At 54.6% G+C, this 18927-nt stretch carries 14 protein-coding genes; 6 read left to right on the top strand and 8 right to left on the bottom strand.

What is annotated here, in order from left to right; genetic code table 11:
* Positions 1-47: 47 nt before the first annotated feature.
* Both SH467x_RS20440 and SH467x_RS20435 read right to left on the bottom strand, forming a co-directional pair.
* Positions 48-368 (bottom strand): hypothetical protein, encoded by a 321-nt coding sequence (locus SH467x_RS20440; protein WP_482368940.1) that lies wholly within the window; start codon positions 366-368, stop codon positions 48-50.
* A gap of 52 nt (positions 369-420) precedes the next feature.
* Positions 421-1485: an alpha/beta hydrolase gene (locus tag SH467x_RS20435; protein ID WP_482368939.1), complete on the bottom strand. Its 1065-nt coding sequence runs from the start codon at positions 1483-1485 to the stop codon at positions 421-423.
* A 208-nt stretch (positions 1486-1693) separates the two neighbouring features.
* Here SH467x_RS20435 and SH467x_RS20430 point away from each other — a divergent pair, with 208 nt between their 5' ends.
* Positions 1694-3154 carry a DUF1501 domain-containing protein gene (locus SH467x_RS20430; RefSeq protein ID WP_482368938.1) on the top strand — a complete coding sequence of 487 codons (1461 nt, stop codon included), beginning with the start codon at positions 1694-1696 and terminating at the stop codon, positions 3152-3154.
* Here the strand turns inward: SH467x_RS20430 and SH467x_RS20425 are convergent.
* Positions 3151-3660 carry an RDD family protein gene (locus tag SH467x_RS20425; RefSeq protein ID WP_482368937.1) on the bottom strand — a complete coding sequence of 170 codons (510 nt, stop codon included), beginning with the start codon at positions 3658-3660 and terminating at the stop codon, positions 3151-3153. The two genes, SH467x_RS20430 and SH467x_RS20425, sit on opposite strands and share 4 nt — an antisense overlap.
* A gap of 155 nt (positions 3661-3815) precedes the next feature.
* Here SH467x_RS20425 and SH467x_RS20420 point away from each other — a divergent pair, with 155 nt between their 5' ends.
* The gene (locus SH467x_RS20420) at positions 3816-4790 is read left to right on the top strand and encodes a sugar phosphate isomerase/epimerase family protein (RefSeq protein WP_482368936.1); all 975 of its coding nucleotides are present in this window, start codon (positions 3816-3818) and stop codon (positions 4788-4790) included.
* An 80-nt stretch (positions 4791-4870) separates the two neighbouring features.
* Here SH467x_RS20420 and SH467x_RS20415 read toward each other — a convergent pair whose 3' ends face one another.
* Genes SH467x_RS20415 through SH467x_RS20405 form a run of 3 tightly spaced genes read right to left on the bottom strand, consistent with a single transcriptional unit; the run spans position 4871 to position 7580 of the window.
* Positions 4871-5674: a glycosyltransferase family 2 protein gene (locus SH467x_RS20415; protein ID WP_482368935.1), complete on the bottom strand. Its 804-nt coding sequence runs from the start codon at positions 5672-5674 to the stop codon at positions 4871-4873.
* 32 nt (positions 5675-5706) lie between these two features.
* The gene (locus tag SH467x_RS20410) at positions 5707-6819 is read right to left on the bottom strand and encodes an alanine racemase (RefSeq protein WP_482368934.1); all 1113 of its coding nucleotides are present in this window, start codon (positions 6817-6819) and stop codon (positions 5707-5709) included.
* A gap of 32 nt (positions 6820-6851) precedes the next feature.
* A complete protein-coding gene (locus SH467x_RS20405; RefSeq protein ID WP_482368933.1) occupies positions 6852-7580 on the bottom strand; it encodes an SDR family oxidoreductase in 729 nt (242 codons plus the stop codon).
* A gap of 312 nt (positions 7581-7892) precedes the next feature.
* On the opposite strand from SH467x_RS20405, the gene SH467x_RS20400 reads away from it, so the two are divergent.
* From SH467x_RS20400 to eno, 3 genes are all read left to right on the top strand, one after another.
* On the top strand, positions 7893-8222 hold the full coding sequence (locus SH467x_RS20400; RefSeq protein ID WP_482368932.1) for a hypothetical protein: 330 nt from the start codon (positions 7893-7895) through the stop codon (positions 8220-8222).
* 145 nt (positions 8223-8367) lie between these two features.
* A complete protein-coding gene (locus SH467x_RS20395) occupies positions 8368-9597 on the top strand; it encodes a cytochrome-c peroxidase (protein WP_482368931.1) in 1230 nt (409 codons plus the stop codon).
* Between the two features lie 290 nt (positions 9598-9887).
* Positions 9888-11165, top strand: coding sequence for a phosphopyruvate hydratase (gene eno, locus SH467x_RS20390; RefSeq protein WP_482368930.1), 1278 nt, complete (start codon positions 9888-9890; stop codon positions 11163-11165).
* Positions 11166-11291: 126 nt separating this feature from the next.
* Here the strand turns inward: eno and SH467x_RS20385 are convergent, their stop codons facing one another.
* Both SH467x_RS20385 and SH467x_RS20380 read right to left on the bottom strand, forming a co-directional pair.
* Positions 11292-17156, bottom strand: a complete 5865-nt coding sequence (locus SH467x_RS20385) for a serine/threonine protein kinase (protein ID WP_482368929.1) — start codon at positions 17154-17156, stop codon at positions 11292-11294.
* Positions 17101-17742, bottom strand: a complete 642-nt coding sequence (locus SH467x_RS20380) for an ECF-type sigma factor (RefSeq protein WP_482368928.1) — start codon at positions 17740-17742, stop codon at positions 17101-17103. The genes SH467x_RS20385 and SH467x_RS20380 overlap by 56 nt, the downstream gene beginning before the upstream one ends.
* A 178-nt stretch (positions 17743-17920) precedes the next feature.
* Here SH467x_RS20380 and SH467x_RS20375 point away from each other — a divergent pair, with 178 nt between their 5' ends.
* On the top strand, positions 17921-18919 hold the full coding sequence (locus SH467x_RS20375) for an alpha/beta hydrolase (RefSeq protein WP_482368927.1): 999 nt from the start codon (positions 17921-17923) through the stop codon (positions 18917-18919).
* Positions 18920-18927: the final 8 nt, after the last annotated feature.

The raw sequence follows: 18927 nt of genomic DNA, 5'->3' as shown, positions 1-18927 counted from the left end.
ATCGATTCCATTCTCTCGATTGTTTGACTGTCTGTCTCTTCTCGCCTTTAATCTTCTTCCACAGCTTCTTTGATACGCCGAACCAAATCGCTGTGCGACAAGGACGCTTGCTCGATCGGATCCACTCGCAGGCCTAGTTGTTGGGCTATGCGTTTTGCCAAATCCGAATCGCGGACCCCTCGGTATTGATGGATTCGATTCCCATGCCGATACAGAATCTCTCCAGGGGACTTAAAGCCGCTCTCGTAGATCTCACTCAACTCTGAGATCCAGGTGTCGGGAATCCCCGCCTGTCGGCAATAATCGATCGACCAGACATCGTCGCCTGTACACTCTGCGAGCCAGTTCAAAAGGTTCGATCGATACAAGTGGAGGTCCTATCCTTCCGAAGCGTTGAACTCCTTCTATCGGGAAGAGGAGTTATTCCGCGACCATTTTGTAGTCTTGCCACATCCAGACCAAAGTGTCGGCTAGGGTGTGTTCGAAAACTTTGCGATCGCAATGTTTCGTTGCTTTGCTGAATACATATCGGTAGTCATAGCCCTTCGCCTTCAATTCAGCCGCTGTCCGCTCGTTGGCCATCACCCAATTGTGATAGGTTTCTTCTGGATCTTTGGCGCGCAGATCGTTTTCGGCGACATGGGTAAAGATGCGAAGAGGTTTCTTCTCTGAGTTTTGAATGAGCTTCATGCTGGAATGGTATTCCCAGGCGCCGAGCGGATACTGGGCTTCCTCCGGTGCGTCATCGTCTTGCTGATCGACAAAGGTACCAGAGTAGGTAATCAAGCGACGGAAAAGATCTGGGCGAAACCAGCCCATGGTGAGCGCGGCGGCGCCTCCCGAGCTGCATCCCAATACACCTCGCCCCCACGGATCGTCGGTGATCGCGATACCAGGGTAAGCGGCTTTGATGTCGGGATGGGTGAGAACCGCTGGAAAGACTTCATCGTTGACAAAACGAGCCAAGCGATCGGACATGGTGTCGTATTCCAGTCCTCGCTGGCTCCCCTTGCCATCGTTCCCTCCGTTTTGAATGGCGATGGCGATGAAAGGGGGAAGCTTTCTGGCAGGGTCCTTCGAGATCGTGAGATTATCAAGTGCATTGCGGACCAGATTCAACTGACCAGGTCCATCGTGGATCACCAGCACGGGGGCTTTGGTTCCATTTTTGTATTGTGCCGGTACATAGACGAAAATCTTGCGTTCCTTACGGACTTCTTTGCGAGCATCGAGCGTTTTGTCATCTCCCCGGAAGATCTTGCTCTCTTCGAGTTGCATCGAAAACTCGAATGCCTTTCCTTTCGGATTGCCTTGGTCCGTCAATTCCGAAGCCAACGAGTATTCTGGCCCTATCACAAAATTGCCATTCCCATTGGCAGGAGCGGCTTGCTGACCCAGCGCGGAAGGGGCCGTTGGAAGGGTAGCCCAGCTTCCCAGTGCGAACAACAAGGGTGTAGCGATAGCACGTCGGAGAGAATGTTTCATGGATGTCGCTTTCTGAAAGGTCGATTGAACAGAGGGTAGCGATCGAAACCGCACACCCTTTCGCCAAGCCACCAGTATACACCGATCGACTCGATTCTTGAGATTGCCCGCCCAAATGGCTATCCTTAAGGTCCCTTCGCTACCCTTCCCCTTCTGCAACTGCCACAGCTGCCCTCCTTTCGGAACCCGCTTCTCCATGAGATATGACATGACCTACGCGGAATATGAACGAATCCAGGCCAGGAATGCACGCCGGCGGTTCCTCTATTCCTCGGGCATCGGATTGGGAGGAATGGCCCTTTCGCAAATGATTGGGAATGCCGAAGGGGATGAATCCAAACCACTGGATATTCCCGGAGGTGGAGGGGAGCTCAAGGCGTTTCATCATCCACCCAAGGCAAAAAGGGTCATCTATTTGTTCATGTCGGGCGGTCCCTCCCATTTGGACCTTCTCGACTACAAGCCTCTCTTGAAGGAGAAAGAAGGAGAGCAGCTACCAGATTCCGTGCGAGGCTCGCAGCGATTGACCGGCATGTCGGGAAACCAATCGTCCATCCCCTTAGTAGGTTCTCCCTTTCGCTTTCATCAGTCCGGGGAATCGGGTGCATGGTTCAGCGAACTTCTCCCCCATACCGCCAGCATCGCCGACAAAATTTGTGTCCTTCGCTCCGCGTTCACCGAGGCGATCAATCACGGACCCGGCGTTACGTTCTTCCAAACCGGGACCCAAATTGCAGGGCGGCCCAGCATCGGTGCATGGCTTAGTTATGGGCTTGGACAGATCAACTCAGACCTACCATCCTTCGTTGTTTTGGTGACGAAGGACAAGTCGGGACAGCCTTTGGGGGCTCATCTATGGGGGAGCGGGTTTCTTCCTACCAAGCACCAGGGCGTTCTGCTGCGCGCGGCGAAGGATCCGGTCCTGTACCTTGGCAATCCAGATGGGATTTCGCGAGAAAGCCGCCGCCTGATGCTGGATCGGTGGAAGGAGTTTCAGCAGGAGCAATTTGCACTAACACCGGATGTGGAAATCCAGAATCGGATGGAACACTACGAGATGGCCTTCGCGATGCAGTCGAGCGTCCCTGAGGTTGCCGATCTTACCCAGGAGCCCGCCAGCGTCTTGGATATGTACGGACCGGATGTGCAGAAACCAGGAAGTTTTGCAGCCAACTGTTTGCTTGCCCGGCGCCTTGCGGAGCGGGGTGTCCGTTTCATCCAGCTCTACCATCAGGACTGGGACCACCACGGAGGATTGCCGGGTAGTCTCCCGAAACTATGTCAAGAAACCGATCAGCCGAGCGCAGCGTTGGTCAAGGATCTCGAACGATTGGGAATGCTCGACGATACGCTCGTGATCTGGGGAGGGGAGTTCGGGAGAACGAACTACTGCCAAGGCAAAATTCAAAAGAACTTTGGCCGCGACCATCACCCGCGGTGCTTTTCGATGTGGTTCGCGGGTGGAGGAATGCGCCCTGGTTCCGTCTACGGTCAAACCGATGAATTCGGATACAACATCGCCGAGAATCCCGTTCACATCCACGATATCCAAGCGTCGGTGATGCACCTCCTCGGAATCGATCACGAACGACTTACGTATCGATTCCAAGGTCGACGCTACCGATTGACCGATGTTCACGGTCAAGTCGTTTCTGGCCTGATCCGTTAAGCCTTCACGACCTTGGTCTTGGCGATGTCATCGTGTAGGCACTTGCGAGATTCGCGAAAGATGGCCAGGACATTCACCAAGCCATAAAGCCCGCCGATGAAGGGGATCAAGCCGATCAGCCATGTCACGCCATAGCGATAGATAATCAAGTGCGTGAACTCGGGTTTGGTGCCATCGTCGTTGACGATTTTGATATTGGTGATTTTCTTTCCAACGGTCTGGCCATTCAAATTCAAAAAGTATCCGTTGATCGCGAGGAAAATCCCGATCGCGGAAACTCCACCCACAATTTGCGAGACCAAGCTTCCGACGACACCTGTCCCCATTACGGACCCAATCAGGAACCCGAGGCCAAAAATCACAGGCCCTGCGACAACCATCATGATCAACCCGTCCACGATGGCAGCGACCAAACGCGTACCGCGATCTGCAAGGGGAAGACTTTCGCCAACGTCTCGCACGTAATCTTGGGCGGTAGGGAGATAGGGATTCGAATCGAACGACATGGGCTGAACTCCTGAAAAGAACGGAAGCAGACGGGCCGGGTGACGCGGTTTCACCCATCCTGTGGTAAACGTCATTCGCATAGTAGCAAATTTCGCAACGGGGAGTACATTTCAAGAGTCTGATTTTTCACACCACTTTCGAAGAAAGACCAACAGTGGATCGACGCACATTCCAATCCGGCTTGGCAGCAACCATGACAGCAGGGGTCCTCACCTCGTCTCTGGAGTCGCGTGCGGCAAGCACGACGGCCGCCGCCGCGAGCGCGGCAGATGGTGCGCGAACAACCAATCCCATCGGGCTCTCCACCTACTCTCTTTGGCGGTTTAAGAACGAAGAGTTCAAGGATGTCAGCAAGTGCATCGACTTCGCAGCCGATTGCGGTTTCGACGGCGTCGAGATCTTGCTCTATCAGATCTCGCAAACGGAACTTCTTAGCCACAGCGCACTGCAGGCCATCAAACGTCGTTCGCTCGTGCACGGATTGCCCCTTTATGGAATGTCGACCCATCAAGGTTTCGTATCCCCAGACCCAGAAGTACGCCGCTGGAACATCGAACTTACCATCGGCCAAATCGAACTTTGCTACAAGCTGGGGATTCCCACCATGCGCGTCAACACAGGGCGATGGGGAACCAGCAAGGACTTTGACGAACTCATGGCCAATCGAGGTATCGAGCCCCCACTCGCGGGTTATACGGAGGAGGACGGATTTCCTTGGGTGATCGAAGCGCTCGAGCGTTGCCTCCCAACTGCCGAGAAATGCGGCGTCGTTCTAGGACTTGAAAACCATTGGGGGCTGGGTTTGACTCCCGAAGGAGTCCTTAAGATTGTCGACGCTGTCAATTCCCCGTACCTGCAAGTCACTTTGGATACAGGCAATTTCCTCGAGGATCCGTACCAGAAGCTACAACGACTCTTGCCCAAAACCGTCTTAGTCCAAGCCAAAACGTACTACGGCGGGGGGGAGTGGTACACGCTCGAATTGGACTATGCCAAGATCGGTCAAATGGTCCGGGATGCCAAGTACCGAGGCTGGATTTCGCTCGAATTCGAAGGCAAAGAGGATCAGAAGACGGCGATCCCCAAGAGCCTGGAGCTTCTTCGTAAATCGTTTGCCTTAGAAACCTAAAGTTAGAAACGAGAAGCCTGAAGCTAGAAACCGGACACTAGGTGCGATGGGGCCGATAGGCTCCATTCTTGACAGCGTTTCTAAGTTTGCGCATCTTTCAATGCGGTGTTGACCGTAGAGATGTATTCCCTACCAGCCTTGGTTCTCGGGTGCACCAAGTTGTAATAGAAGATATACCAGATAGCCGCGATCCCGTCGTAGAGGCCAATCTTTTTTCCTTCTTCGTAGGTTCGGCCGTAATAGGAAATGGGGACTTCGTAGGTCCTGGATTGGGTTTTGCAAACCATCGCCGTGATCTCGATCTCCATCCCAAACCCCTTGCTCGTGAGTTTCATAGGGGCGATTACATCGCGCCGAAATGCTTTGTAGCAAGTCTCAATGTCGGACATGTTCCGATTGGTGAGCAAATTGCTCAAGCAAGTAAGGAACTTGTTGGCGATGTAATGGTAGTAGTATAAAACCCGAGAGGCCTTTTTCACCAAAAAGCGACTGCCGTAGACAACATCGGCAACGTTCTCAAGGATTGGGGCGACGACATCCGGGATTTCCCGAGGGTCGTATTCCAAATCAGCGTCTTGCACGATGAGTACATCGCCTGTGCTCAGCGCGATCGCGCGGGCTATCGCTGCAGTCTTCCCTTGGTTGGTCGCCTGTCGGAATAGTTTGACCTCCGGCCGCCTACCTGCAACCGATGCCACGACTTCTGCTGTCCCATCCTGCGAGCCGTCATCGACAACGAGGATTTCCTTTTCAGGGAACGGGAGTTCGAGCAATCTCTCTAAAACCCGGCCGATGGTCTTCTCCTCGTTGTAAGCGGGTACGAGGATCGAGATCTTGACCGATCGGGGCATGGATGGATCGTGAAGGGGTACTGCTGTGCTCATATCGGGTTCGATTGATCTCCAAGGACGAACGCCTACACGAGCAACCCGCGTGCATCGACCGGCAAGATGGAAAGGGATTGGCCATCATGCAAAAAGAATTGATTTTGTAGGTTGATGCAGACGCAGATGTGATTGGGGATCAACCATACACGATCCCCCACTTCAGGAACTCGTGCGTGCGCGACGTCGGTATCGCTAAACACAATTTCGCCGTGTTCTTCGCTGAGACGAACGACTTTGGCGTCTGGAAAGTCCGGAAGATACCCAAATCCACTATCGGGAAAGGCGGCATTGCGATCGCTCGATAGCGTTTTGCTTCCGGCGTCGATGACTACTTTGTTGGGTTCGGGGTTGCTAACGACCGTGGCAAGGACTCGCGCGGCGACTTGATCCAAATCGCATACGCCCAATCGGACTTCATTGAGGTCGTTGTAGATGTAAGTCCCAGGGCGGATCTCGTTCAAAGCGGCATTCTTGTGCGACTCCATGGCTGTTGGGGTCGAGCCACCTGAAACGATCTCAACAGACAGGCCCTGTTGGCGCAGTTCTTCGACGATGGTCTTCAATGCCGCTTCGTAATCGCTCCACGTCTGGGAGTCAGCATGGGGGAGAATGTGTCCAGGGAAGCACATGAGTCCGCGAAATGCTAGATTGGGCTGAGCCGCTACGAACTCGCACAGTTCTTTGGTCTTGGCTCGACTCTGCACGCCTGTTCGATGAAAGCCCACATCGATATCAACCAAAACCCCCACTTGGACCCCAGCCTGATCCGCGGCCGCTTGAAGCTGTGAAGCCGCAGCGATCGAATCGATGCCGACCGAAACCGCGATGCGTTTGGCTAGCTCCATCAAACGGTTGAGTCGATGGGGGCCAATGGCAGGGTAAGCGATAAAGATGTCGCGGCATACGTGTGACATCACCTCTGCTTCACCCACTTTGGCCACCGTCAGCCCGACAGCACCCGCTTTCATTTGCAACTGCGCTGCCCAGAGCGATTTGTGCGTCTTCGTATGGGGGCGAAGTCGCAAACTGTGCGCGTCGCAGTAGTCCTGCATCCGTTTGATATTTGCTTCCGCCAACTCGATCGACACGATCACCGATGGGGTCGGATGATCGGCAGGGATGTTGTGAAGGTTCCAATCCATGGTTTCGTCTCGCCTAGTGCGCGGTTCGTCTCTTAGTAGTACTGCTGATGAATCGGCTTGATCACGATTTCAGGTACGTGGACACGGCTTGGCATTTCAGCCAATCCGACCACGACTTCAGCAATATCCTCCGGCTTTAGAATCTTCTGGCGATGTTCTTCGGTCACCGGTACAGGGCGTTGTTCGAGAATCGGTGTATCGACTTCGCCGGGATAGACATTGGTAACACGAATCCCTTCGACACCCAATTCGTTGGCCAAGCACGTACCGAGTGCAGTCATGGCAAACTTGCTAGCCGAGTAGGCGACACCACCCAGTGCGATCGCCCGCTTGCCTGCAACGCTCGAAATGTTGATCAGCATCCCGGATTTGCGTTCCCGCATCGATGGCAGGACGGCGTGAATGCAGTTGTACGCGCCCGTCGCATTGATCGCCATGACCTGATCCCACATTTCGGGCGTCATCGCGGCCATGCTTCGATCCTTGATATTGATTCCGGCGGCATTGACCAAAATATCGACGGCACCGTGAGATTCCGTCACCCAGTCGAAGAAATGCTGCACGCTGCTTCGGTCGACTACGTCGAGGACTTTCCCTGTTAACTTTCCTTGGCTAGCGGCGACCGCTTCCTCGACCGCAGAGCTTCGGCGCGAACCGATGGCAACTTTGGCTCCCCGCGATGCGAACGCGGTTGCCAGCGCGAATCCGATTCCGCTCGCACCACCCGTAACTACGACTGACAGATTTTGAAGAGCACTCATTCCGCTTTGATGGACTTTCGACTTGTCTGGACTGGAAAATGGCAAAGGGAGACCTAAGGTTCACCCAGCGAGGCCCAATCATAAGCTTTCTGGCCGGATTCACGAGTCGGGGCTTGAGATTTCCAATTTTCCCCTCGTGGGATCGCTGTCGGATCGCCATTAGGTGCCGTTCGGGTCGCCGGTGCGGAACGGAGTCGCGGAATGTCGTAGATTTTTCCTTCCTCAGGATTTAATGCGAAAATCTATGAACTAAGTTGTTTGAAGGGCTGCGTGATTGGGACGAAGCCTATGAATTGTTCCAGGGATTTTTCGATGATGAAGTTCGAGACTCCATTGAAAGCGATCGATGGTTGGATCCAGTCGCTCCGAATGCTGGCGATGGTGTCGGTCGGGCTGCTCATGTCCTACGAGGCGACCGGAAAGGCGTGGAGCGGCTACTGCGAATACCGAGAGTCCCACAATCTGGTCCATCTCAACGAATTGGTGAAAATTTACTCGGAGTCGGTCGGAAACAATCCCGATTTGAATCTGATTGAACTTTACCAGCACGGCCTCACCTCGAGCCCCCTCCATCCCACCCCCTACGGAGGCTACTACCGCTTCGATCCCAGGGCCGGCGTGGTCTACAACCCCAATCGATAACCAGCAGGAATAACTCCTATAACCCAAAAGTTAGCCCCCGCTGACTTCGAGAGTGCGTTGCCCTGCCGTATACTCTGCGGTTCTCCGATCGCAGATCGATCGATTCATTCCCCACCTTCCCCCTCCCTAAATCTGTAAGAGCCTTATGCGACACTCTTTGATGTTTGGATTGATGATACTGTTCGCCGCTGGGGTGCCCGCTTCCGCAGCCGAGGTGGTTAAACTCGGTTCGGATGCCCTGACCCAAGGAATTCCCGGCAAAGGGAATTTGTCCATCGAAGAAATCAAAACCTTCCTAGGCAATCCTAAGAACCACGAGCCATTGAACGTCCAGCTCCCGGACGCTTTGAAGGCCGGCGCCAGCGCGCTGTTCATCCCCGAGGACAACCCGATGACCCTCGCCAAGATCGAGCTCGGGCGACAGCTTTACTTCGATCGCCGTCTTTCGGTGGACAATACGGTCAGCTGCGCGGATTGCCACCATCCCACGACGGGTTATGGCGCCAACACCCGGTTTGGCGTCGGCGTTCGCAAACAAGAAGGGAATCGAAATTCCCCGGTTTCGTTCAACCGAATCCTTAGCAAAGCCCAGTTTTGGGACGGTCGGGCGGGGACGCTCGAAGATCAAGCCGTAGGTCCGATTGCCAATCCCATTGAAATGGGGCATACGCACGACGCCTGCATCGGAAGCCTCGGAAAGATCGAGGGTTATCGCATTCAGTTTGAGAAAGTCTTTGGCCGCGCACCCAATATCGATGATGTCGGTCGAGCGATCGCTACCTTTGAACGCGCTCTCGTCACCGAGGCCAGCCCCTACGACCTGTACGAACCCGTACGACAAATGCTCGTTGCATTCCCCGAAGAACTGGAAGACCTGGACCTATTGAAGGAAGAGGATCCACAACTCTATGCGCGATTTACGAAGGCCAAAGCGTTGTCGGATGCCCATCCGATGAGCGAATCGGCGAAGCGAGGACGCGATCTGTTTTTCAGCGCCAAATCGAACTGCACTGCCTGCCACGTCGGCGTGAACTTCACCGATGAGCTCTATCACAATCTCGGCGTCGGGATGGAAGCCGCCGAACCAGACTTGGGTCGGTATGCGGAGACAAAGCAAGAAAAAGACAAAGGGGCATTCAAGACCCCGACAATTCGAAACATTGCCCAATCAGGGCCTTACATGCACGACGGTTCCCAAAAAACGCTCGAGGAAGTCGTCGAGTACTATGCCAAGGGAGGACATCCCAATCCCTACTTGAGTGACAAAGTCAAAAAGCTTGATTTGACCGCACAAGACAAAGCGGATTTGGTGGAATTCATGAAAGCATTGACCGGACCGCTTCCCAAGGTCGAGATGGGACGTCTCCCGCAATAGTCCCGCGAAGCCAATCTCCCACAGCCAATCTAAGGCCATGGTCTGCCTCCCTCGATCCATCGAAGTCGCGGCCATTTTTTGCCCAAACGGTTGCCCCCAACCGACCCGAGGTGTGAAAGCACCTCGGGTTTTCTTTTGCGCGAATCATTTGAAGTAGCCAAAACGTCGACACTCCGCCACAATGCGCAAAACCTTGTCTGTGGGGAGCGAACGGGCGCGGGCTCGATGTCTGAGCAATTGCCCACCCCCGCCGGCTTACTCTGATTTCTTTGGACATTGGCAGGTATTTCATGAGCCTTATCGAGCGCATTCACGGTCGTCAGATTTTCGATTCTCGAGGCAATCCTACGGTTGAAGTCGACGTAACGCTCGTCGATGGTTCGACCGGTCGCGCTGCTGTTCCCAGCGGAGCGAGCACCGGTGCCCACGAAGCGTGGGAACTCCGCGATGGCGATAAGTCCAAGTACATGGGTAAGGGAGTTCTCAAAGCGGTTGATAACATCAATTCGCAAATCGCCGAAAACTTGATCGGCTTCGACGCGATGGATCAACGGGGCGTCGACGCCATGCTCCGCCAAATCGATGGTACTTCCAACAAGAAGAATCTTGGTGCCAATGCCATGCTTGGCGTCTCCCTGGCGACGGCCAAGGCGGCTGCCCATTTCACTAACCAACCTCTCTACCGATACCTGGGCGGCGCCGGGGCTCACCTTCTGCCCGCACCGATGATGAACATCGTCAACGGCGGCCAGCACGCCGACAATTCCGTCGACGTGCAAGAGTTCATGGTTATGCCCCTCGGCTTTGACTCCTTCACCGACGCTCTCCGCGCTGGTACAGAAATCTTCCACAACTTGAAGAAGGTTCTGAGCGAGAAGAAATTGAACACAGCCGTTGGAGACGAAGGTGGATTCGCACCCGACCTCGGCAGCAACCGCGAAGCCCTCGATCTGATCATGGAAGCGATCAAACGCGCAGGCTACGAAGCGGGCAAGCAGATCTTCATCGCTTTGGACGTCGCAGCGACCGAGTTCTACGACGAGAAGACCAAGAAGTACACCATCGACGGGAAGCAACTCTCCGGCGATGAAATGGTCGACTTCCTGGCCAACTGGGTCGATAACTACCCGATCTGCTCGATCGAAGACGGATGCTCCGAAGATGACTGGGACTCTTGGAAGAAGCTCACCGATCGCGTTGGCGGCAAAGTTCAGTTGGTCGGCGACGATTTGTTCGTAACCAATACCGAGCGACTGCAACGTGGGATCGATCAAGGAATCGCGAATAGTATCTTGATCAAGGTCAATCAAATCGGAACCCTGACCGAGACCATCGAAGCGATCCAATTGGCACACCGAAACGGATACTCGAGCATCTCGAGTCACCGAAGTGGTGAAACCGAAGACGCCACCATCGCGGACTTGGCCGTCGCTCTTTCGACCGGGCAAATCAAGACCGGATCGGCCTCCCGTTCAGACCGCATGGCCAAATACAATCAACTGCTGCGAATTGAAGAAGAACTGGGTGAAGGTGCTCGTTACGCAGGCCCTCTCTTCCGTCGCAAATAGTCAGTCGATCGCGTTCGAATAGCGAACGTCGATGATGAAATCAAACCGGAGTTTTGCACCGAGCGGCTGCGTTGTAGCCGCGACCGTGCCGATCTCCGGTTTTTTGTTGGTGCCAACCATGATGGATTACCGAGGTCTGCCGACCGTTCCTTTCCCCAACCTGTGCGGCACGAACACCGTTCCAACAGCTCGACAGACCCAATAAACGTAGGCTGTAAAGAACATGCTTTGCGGAATGATCCAATACCAGCCATTCCAGTCGTAATACTCGCCCGACTCAAGCGGTTGCCGCCATCCCGAGAGGCCCAGAATTCCTACCGCCGTGAGGATCGCCCCGATCGTGATATACAATAAAATGGCGAGGGCTCCACGCCACTCCTTCTGAACAGAGCGATGCACCGTCACAATGATCATTCCTACAACCGGCGTAAACAAAAGGGCCAATCCATAACTTGCGATCCAGTTGATCCCCTCTGCCCCCTGTTGCATTCGGAGCGCAATGAGCGAAAAGGCGACAATCACAGGAAACAACAACATCCAGCGAAGGCTCCATATCCGCTTGCGAAACGTGAGCCATAAATACGCTCCCGGGATCCACACAAACAATACCGAATGCAACAGGCCGGTCGCGAGAAAAGCGACGACCTCCATGGGCGATTCGGTTGTCATTGAATTCTGCATCCAAGGAAGCGGTCTTTGAAATCGAATATCCCGTTTCGGCTCTACCAAGGAAACCGGCGGAAAGAGATCTCTGGATAAGGACGATTCGCTGCAGGCTACCCTCGCGTTGGACTGATCAAGGTGGTTTGTGACGACGATCGGGAGTTCTCCTTCCCCCCGAGGGATGGCGATTGTTGGAATGATCTCGTTCGAATACGTTCGATGTCGCGTCGGACCATAACTCCACCAGACTCGGTCCCCCGTTTCCCCATCAAATGCCGACACCTTCGGATACTCTCCCCAAGAATGCAATACGATGCGCGGCGAATAGGACGGCCCACGCAATTGGACCTCCACGTTCGCTGGATAGCGATCGACTTGGAATGTTCCATGCCTCTCCTTGGGCGTAGCAGAATGTGCATCTGCGATCGAGAAGAGCGTGTCCATGTTTTCCTGGAGTGCGACAACAGCAATCTGGTCGCCGACGATTGCCCGATCCGGTACGCTATCGGCATCGCCATCGCGATTGAACAGTCCCCACACGATCGGTGGCTTAGGATAGGAGGTGGGGGGCGAATAGGTACGCATGGCAAGTACCGTCGCATCCTGGTCCAAAAGCTGAATGCAATCCATTCGATTGTGTTCATAGCCCAAGAGAAGCATTGTTTGCCCGTCCTTTCCTAGTAGGGCTTCGCTGAAAAGGCGGTCACCTGCAATGGAAAAGTTGCGACGAAAACTCATATCAACATCGATGGGTCGGTCCCAGAGTTCGACTCCCGACTTGGCTGCGACTGCCATGGCATGAAGCTGCCTGTAAGGAGTTCCGTCCTCTCGCGTATGGTCTCGAACTTCGACGAAATAGATTTGCGATGGCGCTGCAGCCCCTTTCGTTCCCAGCGGCATAACGCGGACTTGTGCAGCCTCGGCGAAACAATGGCTCGCTTCCCGACAAGCTGCTCCTGGTCGATTCCACAACTCGGCTCCGTCTTTACCATCGAGAGCCAGCCAAGTGGCGGCCATCGGTGTGGTTGTCTCCCCAGCGGGTTCGGCGGGGGCGAGGATGTCCATCACACTATCGCCATTGAGATCACCGATAGCTAATTTCGCGAAGGGGAGATTGGAAAACTGGTAAGGCAACCTTTGTCCTGAATTGGAGCCATATTCACGCGTCAAAGCGCGATGCCATCGCTCCTTTCCGGTCGCGGCATCAAAAACAAACACAATCAGATTCCCATCATCGCCGGACCAACTTCGACGACTTGGAGAGGCGAGGAGGGAGTCGGAGTAGGATAGATAAACAATTTCGCACTTTCCGTCTCCTTCCAGGTCCTGGCATCGAAGGTAGCCAAATCCCTGTTGATAGGTCTTGGTCTCCCTTGTCTTCCAGATCCTCTTCCCTGTTTTTCCCGAGATCGCTTCCAGGATTTCGAGTTTGCTGCCACCGGTATGAGACTCGAGAATCAGATCGCCAATCCCATCGCCGTTGAAATCCCAGTTTCCCTCTCCGCTATCTGGCGGGTTTCCCTCTCTCCACATCGGGGCACCCCGCAGCGGGAAAGGTGAAACAGCTTGTTCGCTATGCACGGTTGTATGCGAGGCGCGGCCGCTCACGGAAGCCCGCCATAGCAGGGAGCCGTCCAACGTGTTGCGAGCGGTGATCGATCGATAATCCGTTTCGACCAAGTCGTAAGTTCCGTCTCCATTGAGGTCCGATACCTTCTGAAGAGGTCGTCCCATACGGTCCCAGAGTGATACGCCAACACCGCGAACGAAGTGAGTCTCCGCTTGTCCTCGTAATCCAAGGTCCGGCGTACGAAATCGTGAGAGCGCAAGGTCGGGAACTTTGTCTCCGTTCAAATCCCCAATTTTAATCGAATGGACGTGCGTCGCTTCTTGTTCGCAGAGTCCCGTTCGCATCGAAAAAATCTTGAGTTCCGTTCCATCCCCTTCTCGCGAATGCGTGCTTTGAAGAGGTACGACGACCCGTGGCCAACCATCGACAGGATTCTCCCAAAGAAACGGTTGGCCGATATAGAAAGTCTCCGGCGATTCGCGATGCAGCACACGGCTGTGACCTTGCAGAATTGTCTCCCCCGTCGCACCGGAGAGGATATCGAGGTGGACGCGAACGGGCATGCCCGCCATGGTCGTCACTATCAAATCGAGGACTTGGTCACCATCCCTGTCGGGACCTACTACCCAACGATCGATCTGCATATCGGCATGCCGAATACGAGCAAGCCATTTATCCTCACCGTCTTTCGTATGGAGAACTCGAATCACGCTGCTCTTCGGATTCCCAGGTATTCCACTGGGTGACTCATCCGGAACGATCCACTCGGGAATATTGTCCGAATCGAGATCGACTAAGAAAGGCCAGCGAGGAAGCGTCATTTCCCATGTCCTGAGAATAGGCAATTGAGCTTGAAGCGTCTTTTGCCAAAGCACGCGTCTCTCGGATAAAGACCAAGCGATGCACCGAAGCGATGGTGGAGCAATATTCGTTGGTCCGGTATTCGGCCCATTGACCGTTGATCCTCTATCCATCCAATAGAGAGTGGCAGGGACACCGTTCGCTTCCGACCAAAGTCTGGGCGGGGTTTCGGGGGTACCTCCCAATTTGTTTGTCTCTCCCTGCACTCGTCCGGTTCGCACTTCCATTGGCAGCAGGTTCTCGCCGGCTTGGTACCAGAATGTGGAGCTAGGAACCTCTGCGGCATGAGAGTCTTCGGGAAAGATCATGGCGCCAACAGCGACGAATTCGCCCGTCAGCTCGCAACTTTGGGTGCTATTGCGACTCCAGTAACCTTGATTGAAGAATGTACCACTTCCTCCTTCACTGCTTCCTGTATTCATGCCCGTAAACCACTTGTAGTGGTAAGGGACATCCTGAGGAGACAAGGAAAACGCGGATGCCGGGATAGTCGTTCTCCAGAGGACTTTTCCCCGTTGCCCCGACAGTGCGACGACCTCGCGCACGGCGTCATGGGTACGCGGATGGCCGCGCGGAGGAATGGTGGCGATGTGCACGATCAAATCGGGATATTGATCGCCATCGATATCTGACACGATACGGGGCGGTTCAACCACGGTACTGCGAGGGCTCTGTTTACTAGCGTCGATCTGTTCCGGTATCGACTCGGTTTGGAGGACATCCGCTGCGAGCCCGCGCGTCCACTTCGTTGTCCCATCGCACCCGACCAGAGCCACAAACGCTTGATGGCGGGTCGCGATCAACAGATGGTCCGTTTCAGAACCGAGCAATGCACCTGGGATCCCGTGTAAATAGGGCGCCATCGACGACTTCACACCTTGCACGATACTTCGGCTGAACTGATATGCAGATTCCCAATGAAAACTGGGGGAGGAATCGATATTTATAAAGGCAGCCCAAGGAAATGTGACTTGTTTAGGTTGCAGCCCTACAAGCGACTCGATCATAAGATTCTGGGCATCATACGATACCACCCAATCATGTTGCGTCCCTTTTACGATCTGCGTTCGAAAGGCTCCTGATTTGGATGGAGCAAGCAGTTGTTCTGTTGGATGCAGCGTTTGCTTGTGATTTTCGCCTGCCGGTAGGGAAATCTGATGGGTTTGACTCAACATCCCGGGGGTTCGGACCCTCACTTGGTATTCACCTGGCTGCAACGGGATCGGATCTTGTGTCGGAACCGTGTGAGCATGGAGTGGAACGGTTCCGTCTGCGTGGAGGATCTCCGCAGTTAACGAAGAAAGCGGACTGCTAAACGAGAGTTTCGATTCCCTCCACTGTCGATAACCGACCCAACTGATCGTTGCGACCGCGAGCAGCGTGAGGCTTGCTGCTATCGAAGCGACCGACCAAGCGAATTCGTTGCGATGCTGACGAATCCAGCGCTGAGATCGCTCCAGGAGGGTGGGCTGTTTAGCGAGAATCGGCCGTCCATCGAGCAATGCGCGAAGGTCGGAGGCTAGTTCCGATGCGCTCGCATAGCGCGATGCCGGGTCTTTCGAAAGGCACTTCATCAAGATCGTGCTGAAGTCCTTGGGCAACTGGTGTTGGTGTCGAGTTGCTGGGATCGGTTGGCTATGCAGGATTTGATGGATCACGCCATGAGGGGTCTGAGCATCGAAGACAGGATGGCCGGTTGCCAGTTCATAAAGAGTGGCGCCGAGGCTATAGATATCGCTGCGATGATCGATCGAGTGCACCGATGCAGAGGCTTGTTCTGGACTCATATAGCGTGGAGTGCCCAGCAGTGCCCCCGCGACGCTCAAGGTGACGTCATTCTGTTGCTTGGCGAGCCCGAAGTCGGTTAGCCAAATTCGCTGTTCGCGATCGAGAAGCAGATTGGATGGTTTCACGTCGCGGTGCACGATTCCGCGCCGGTGGGCATGCTCGAGAGCTTCTGCCGCCTGGAGTCCCCAGGTGGCGACGTTTTCCCAAGCGATCGGATTGCTCGGATTTTGAACGAGCTTATCGAGACTCGCTCCTTCGATGTATTGCATCGCAAAATAATTGATGGGACCATCGCTCCCCACGGAAAAGATCGGGACGATGTTGGTGTGGTGAAGCTTGGCGACGGTCAACGCTTCGCGCTGAAATCGCTTCATCGCCTCGCCATTGGAATGGGAACCGGACCAGAGGATTTTCAATGCGACTGTTCGTCCTAAAGAGGGCTGAATCGCTTCGAAGACAATACCCATTCCCCCCCGTCCGATTTCGCGAACGATCTGGAATTCTCCGATCGACCATACGCCTTGTCGATTCTTCCCCAATCGATCGAGCGAAGCCATCCCATCCATTGCATCGCGAAGTACCGCCGGCAGCCCTTGCTGGGCCGCGATCCAGTCGGAGGCTCCCAAGGTTGGGTTTTCATGACACGCATCCCGATACTTCTCAATCCAGAGCGCGAAATCTTCCAGTTGCGCCTGCGACAAGGCATAGAAATCGGAGAAGGGCTGGGAGTGGGTGCCATTCAGTCCATCGAGCGGTGCTTCGGTGCAGCCATTTGTTTTCAAAAAGTCGTAGAGAGGGGAGACGATCGATCCGAGATCGGCATAGGATGCTACTTCGATCGTTTGCGATTGTTCCGATTGCCAAGACCAAGCGATCGGGAGAGTTTCTTGAAGGAATCGAATTCGGAATGCATCCACCGAACGATAGGGGCCATAGGCGAGTAGACCGTCCCAACGATTCGACAAGTGGGACGCGATCTCGGCGGAGGAGACAGGAAGAGCGTCCTTGAGCCAGTTTTCAAACGACTCGCAATCTCCATCGAGCCGGATCAATTCATCGTGAGGGATCGGAATCGGAAGGGCTGGGTGAAAGGTCGGAGGAATTTCCATGCTGAGTCCAAATCTCTCGAATCAATTTCAATCGACGTTCGATCGTAGCAATCGAACAGGCTTGCTCCTGCGCGATTTCCGCATTGGAAAACCCATCCAGCTTTCGAATCGCAACAAGCCGCATCGGTTCATTCAGCAAATCCAACAGGACTCGCAATTCTTCGATGAGGATCGCTTCCAAATCTGGACTTGGCTCCTGCCCAACGACTTGTTCGAGGGGGCGACCGACCGGATTGCTAACGGTTCCCGGTAGCATTGCCGACTCCCCTTGTACTCTTCGTTTTTGGCGCGATTGATGGCGAATGCGATCGATCGCTTTTCGGTGGGTCATCCATGAAAGTAACCGCCAAAGGCTGTCGCGACCCCTCAAGTCGAGGAACCGATTCTTTTGCATCGCCGTAAAAAAACTTTGCAAGACGCTCAGCGCGACGTCTTCTTCGTCTTCGAACGTCTTGCGAATCCCAGTCAGTCGTTTGCGTGCCAGCAGGACAAGATCGGGAAAGAATGCTTCCCAAATCGCTTGCTGCGCCTGGGAATTTCCACCTCGAATCTCCTGCAACCATCGTTCTATGGAATTCTCTACCATCCCAAAAATCCTCGCGAGTCCCCCCTGCCATCCGCCCCCCCATTATGAGGGTTGAATCGTTCCTGCGTATTGAAAACCACTCGCCACCCCGATACCTTGCATGATTCGAGCGTGTACGCACGATCTCGCGGTGGCAGCTATGGGGCTGCATCTCCTCTCCCTATTCTGGTAGGAACGAATGATGAAAGCGAATTGGTTTATAGGTGGCCTTTTGTTTACGGCTCTTTTCGGCAATTGCGAGTTCGCCAGTGCGCAGGACACCGGTACTCCGGGCTCCGGTGCGCCGCGAGAAACCAAGCCGGGGCAACCACCCGAGAACACCGAGGATCCGCAGCGATTGAACCCTCGGCGGGGAGGGGGGCGTGGCTTCGGTGCACCGATTGTCTTAGAAGCCGACGATGTGGCGGCCTATGACGCGCCTCCGGACGGGTTCCTCAAAGAGCGAGAAGGGATTCCGCACGGCAAACTCGAATTGGTGGAATACGAATCGACATCGGTCGGTACGACTCGCAAGATGAATGTTTACACGCCCCCGGGCTATACGAGCGATAAGAAATACCCGGTCCTCTATTTATTGCATGGCATCGGGGGGGATGAAAACGAGTGGGTACGTTTCGCCTCGCCCAATCACCTCTTCGACAACTTGATTGCCGATGGCAAGGCCGTCCCGATGATTGTCGTCATGCCCAACGGCCGTGCCCAGAAGAACGATCGAGCCGAAGGGAACGTGATGCAGAGCGCTCCTGCGTTCGCCGCGTTTGAGCAAGACCTTCTCAAGGATGTCATCCCAGCGATCGAAGCCAAGTACTCCGTCGACGCGAATCGGGAGAAGCGAGCGATCGCAGGTCTTTCCATGGGTGGAGGTCAGTCGTTTAACTTCGGACTCGGGAACTTGGACCGTTTCGCTTGGGTCGGGCCCTTCTCCGCAGCCCCCAACACGAAGTCCCCCCAGGAACTCATTTCCGACGTCGACAAGGCGAAGAAGGAATTGAAGTTGTTGTGGATCTCGTGCGGAAACAAAGACGGATTGATCCGCATCAGTCAAAACATGCACCGATTCCTGAAGGAAAACGAAATCCCCCATGTGTGGCATGTCGATGGGCACGGGCACGACCCCCAACACTGGAGCAGCAGCCTCTACTGGTTCGCCCAAAGCGTCTTCCAAGAGAAGAAATAGAGAGAAAG

The sequence above is a fragment of the Brakhagea slesvicensis genome (assembly GCF_052161625.1).
GTDB lineage: Bacteria > Planctomycetota > Planctomycetia > Pirellulales > Pirellulaceae > JBKCUI01.
The sequence above is the reverse complement of the archived record's forward strand: the minus strand, read 5'-3'. Positions and strand labels throughout refer to the sequence as shown.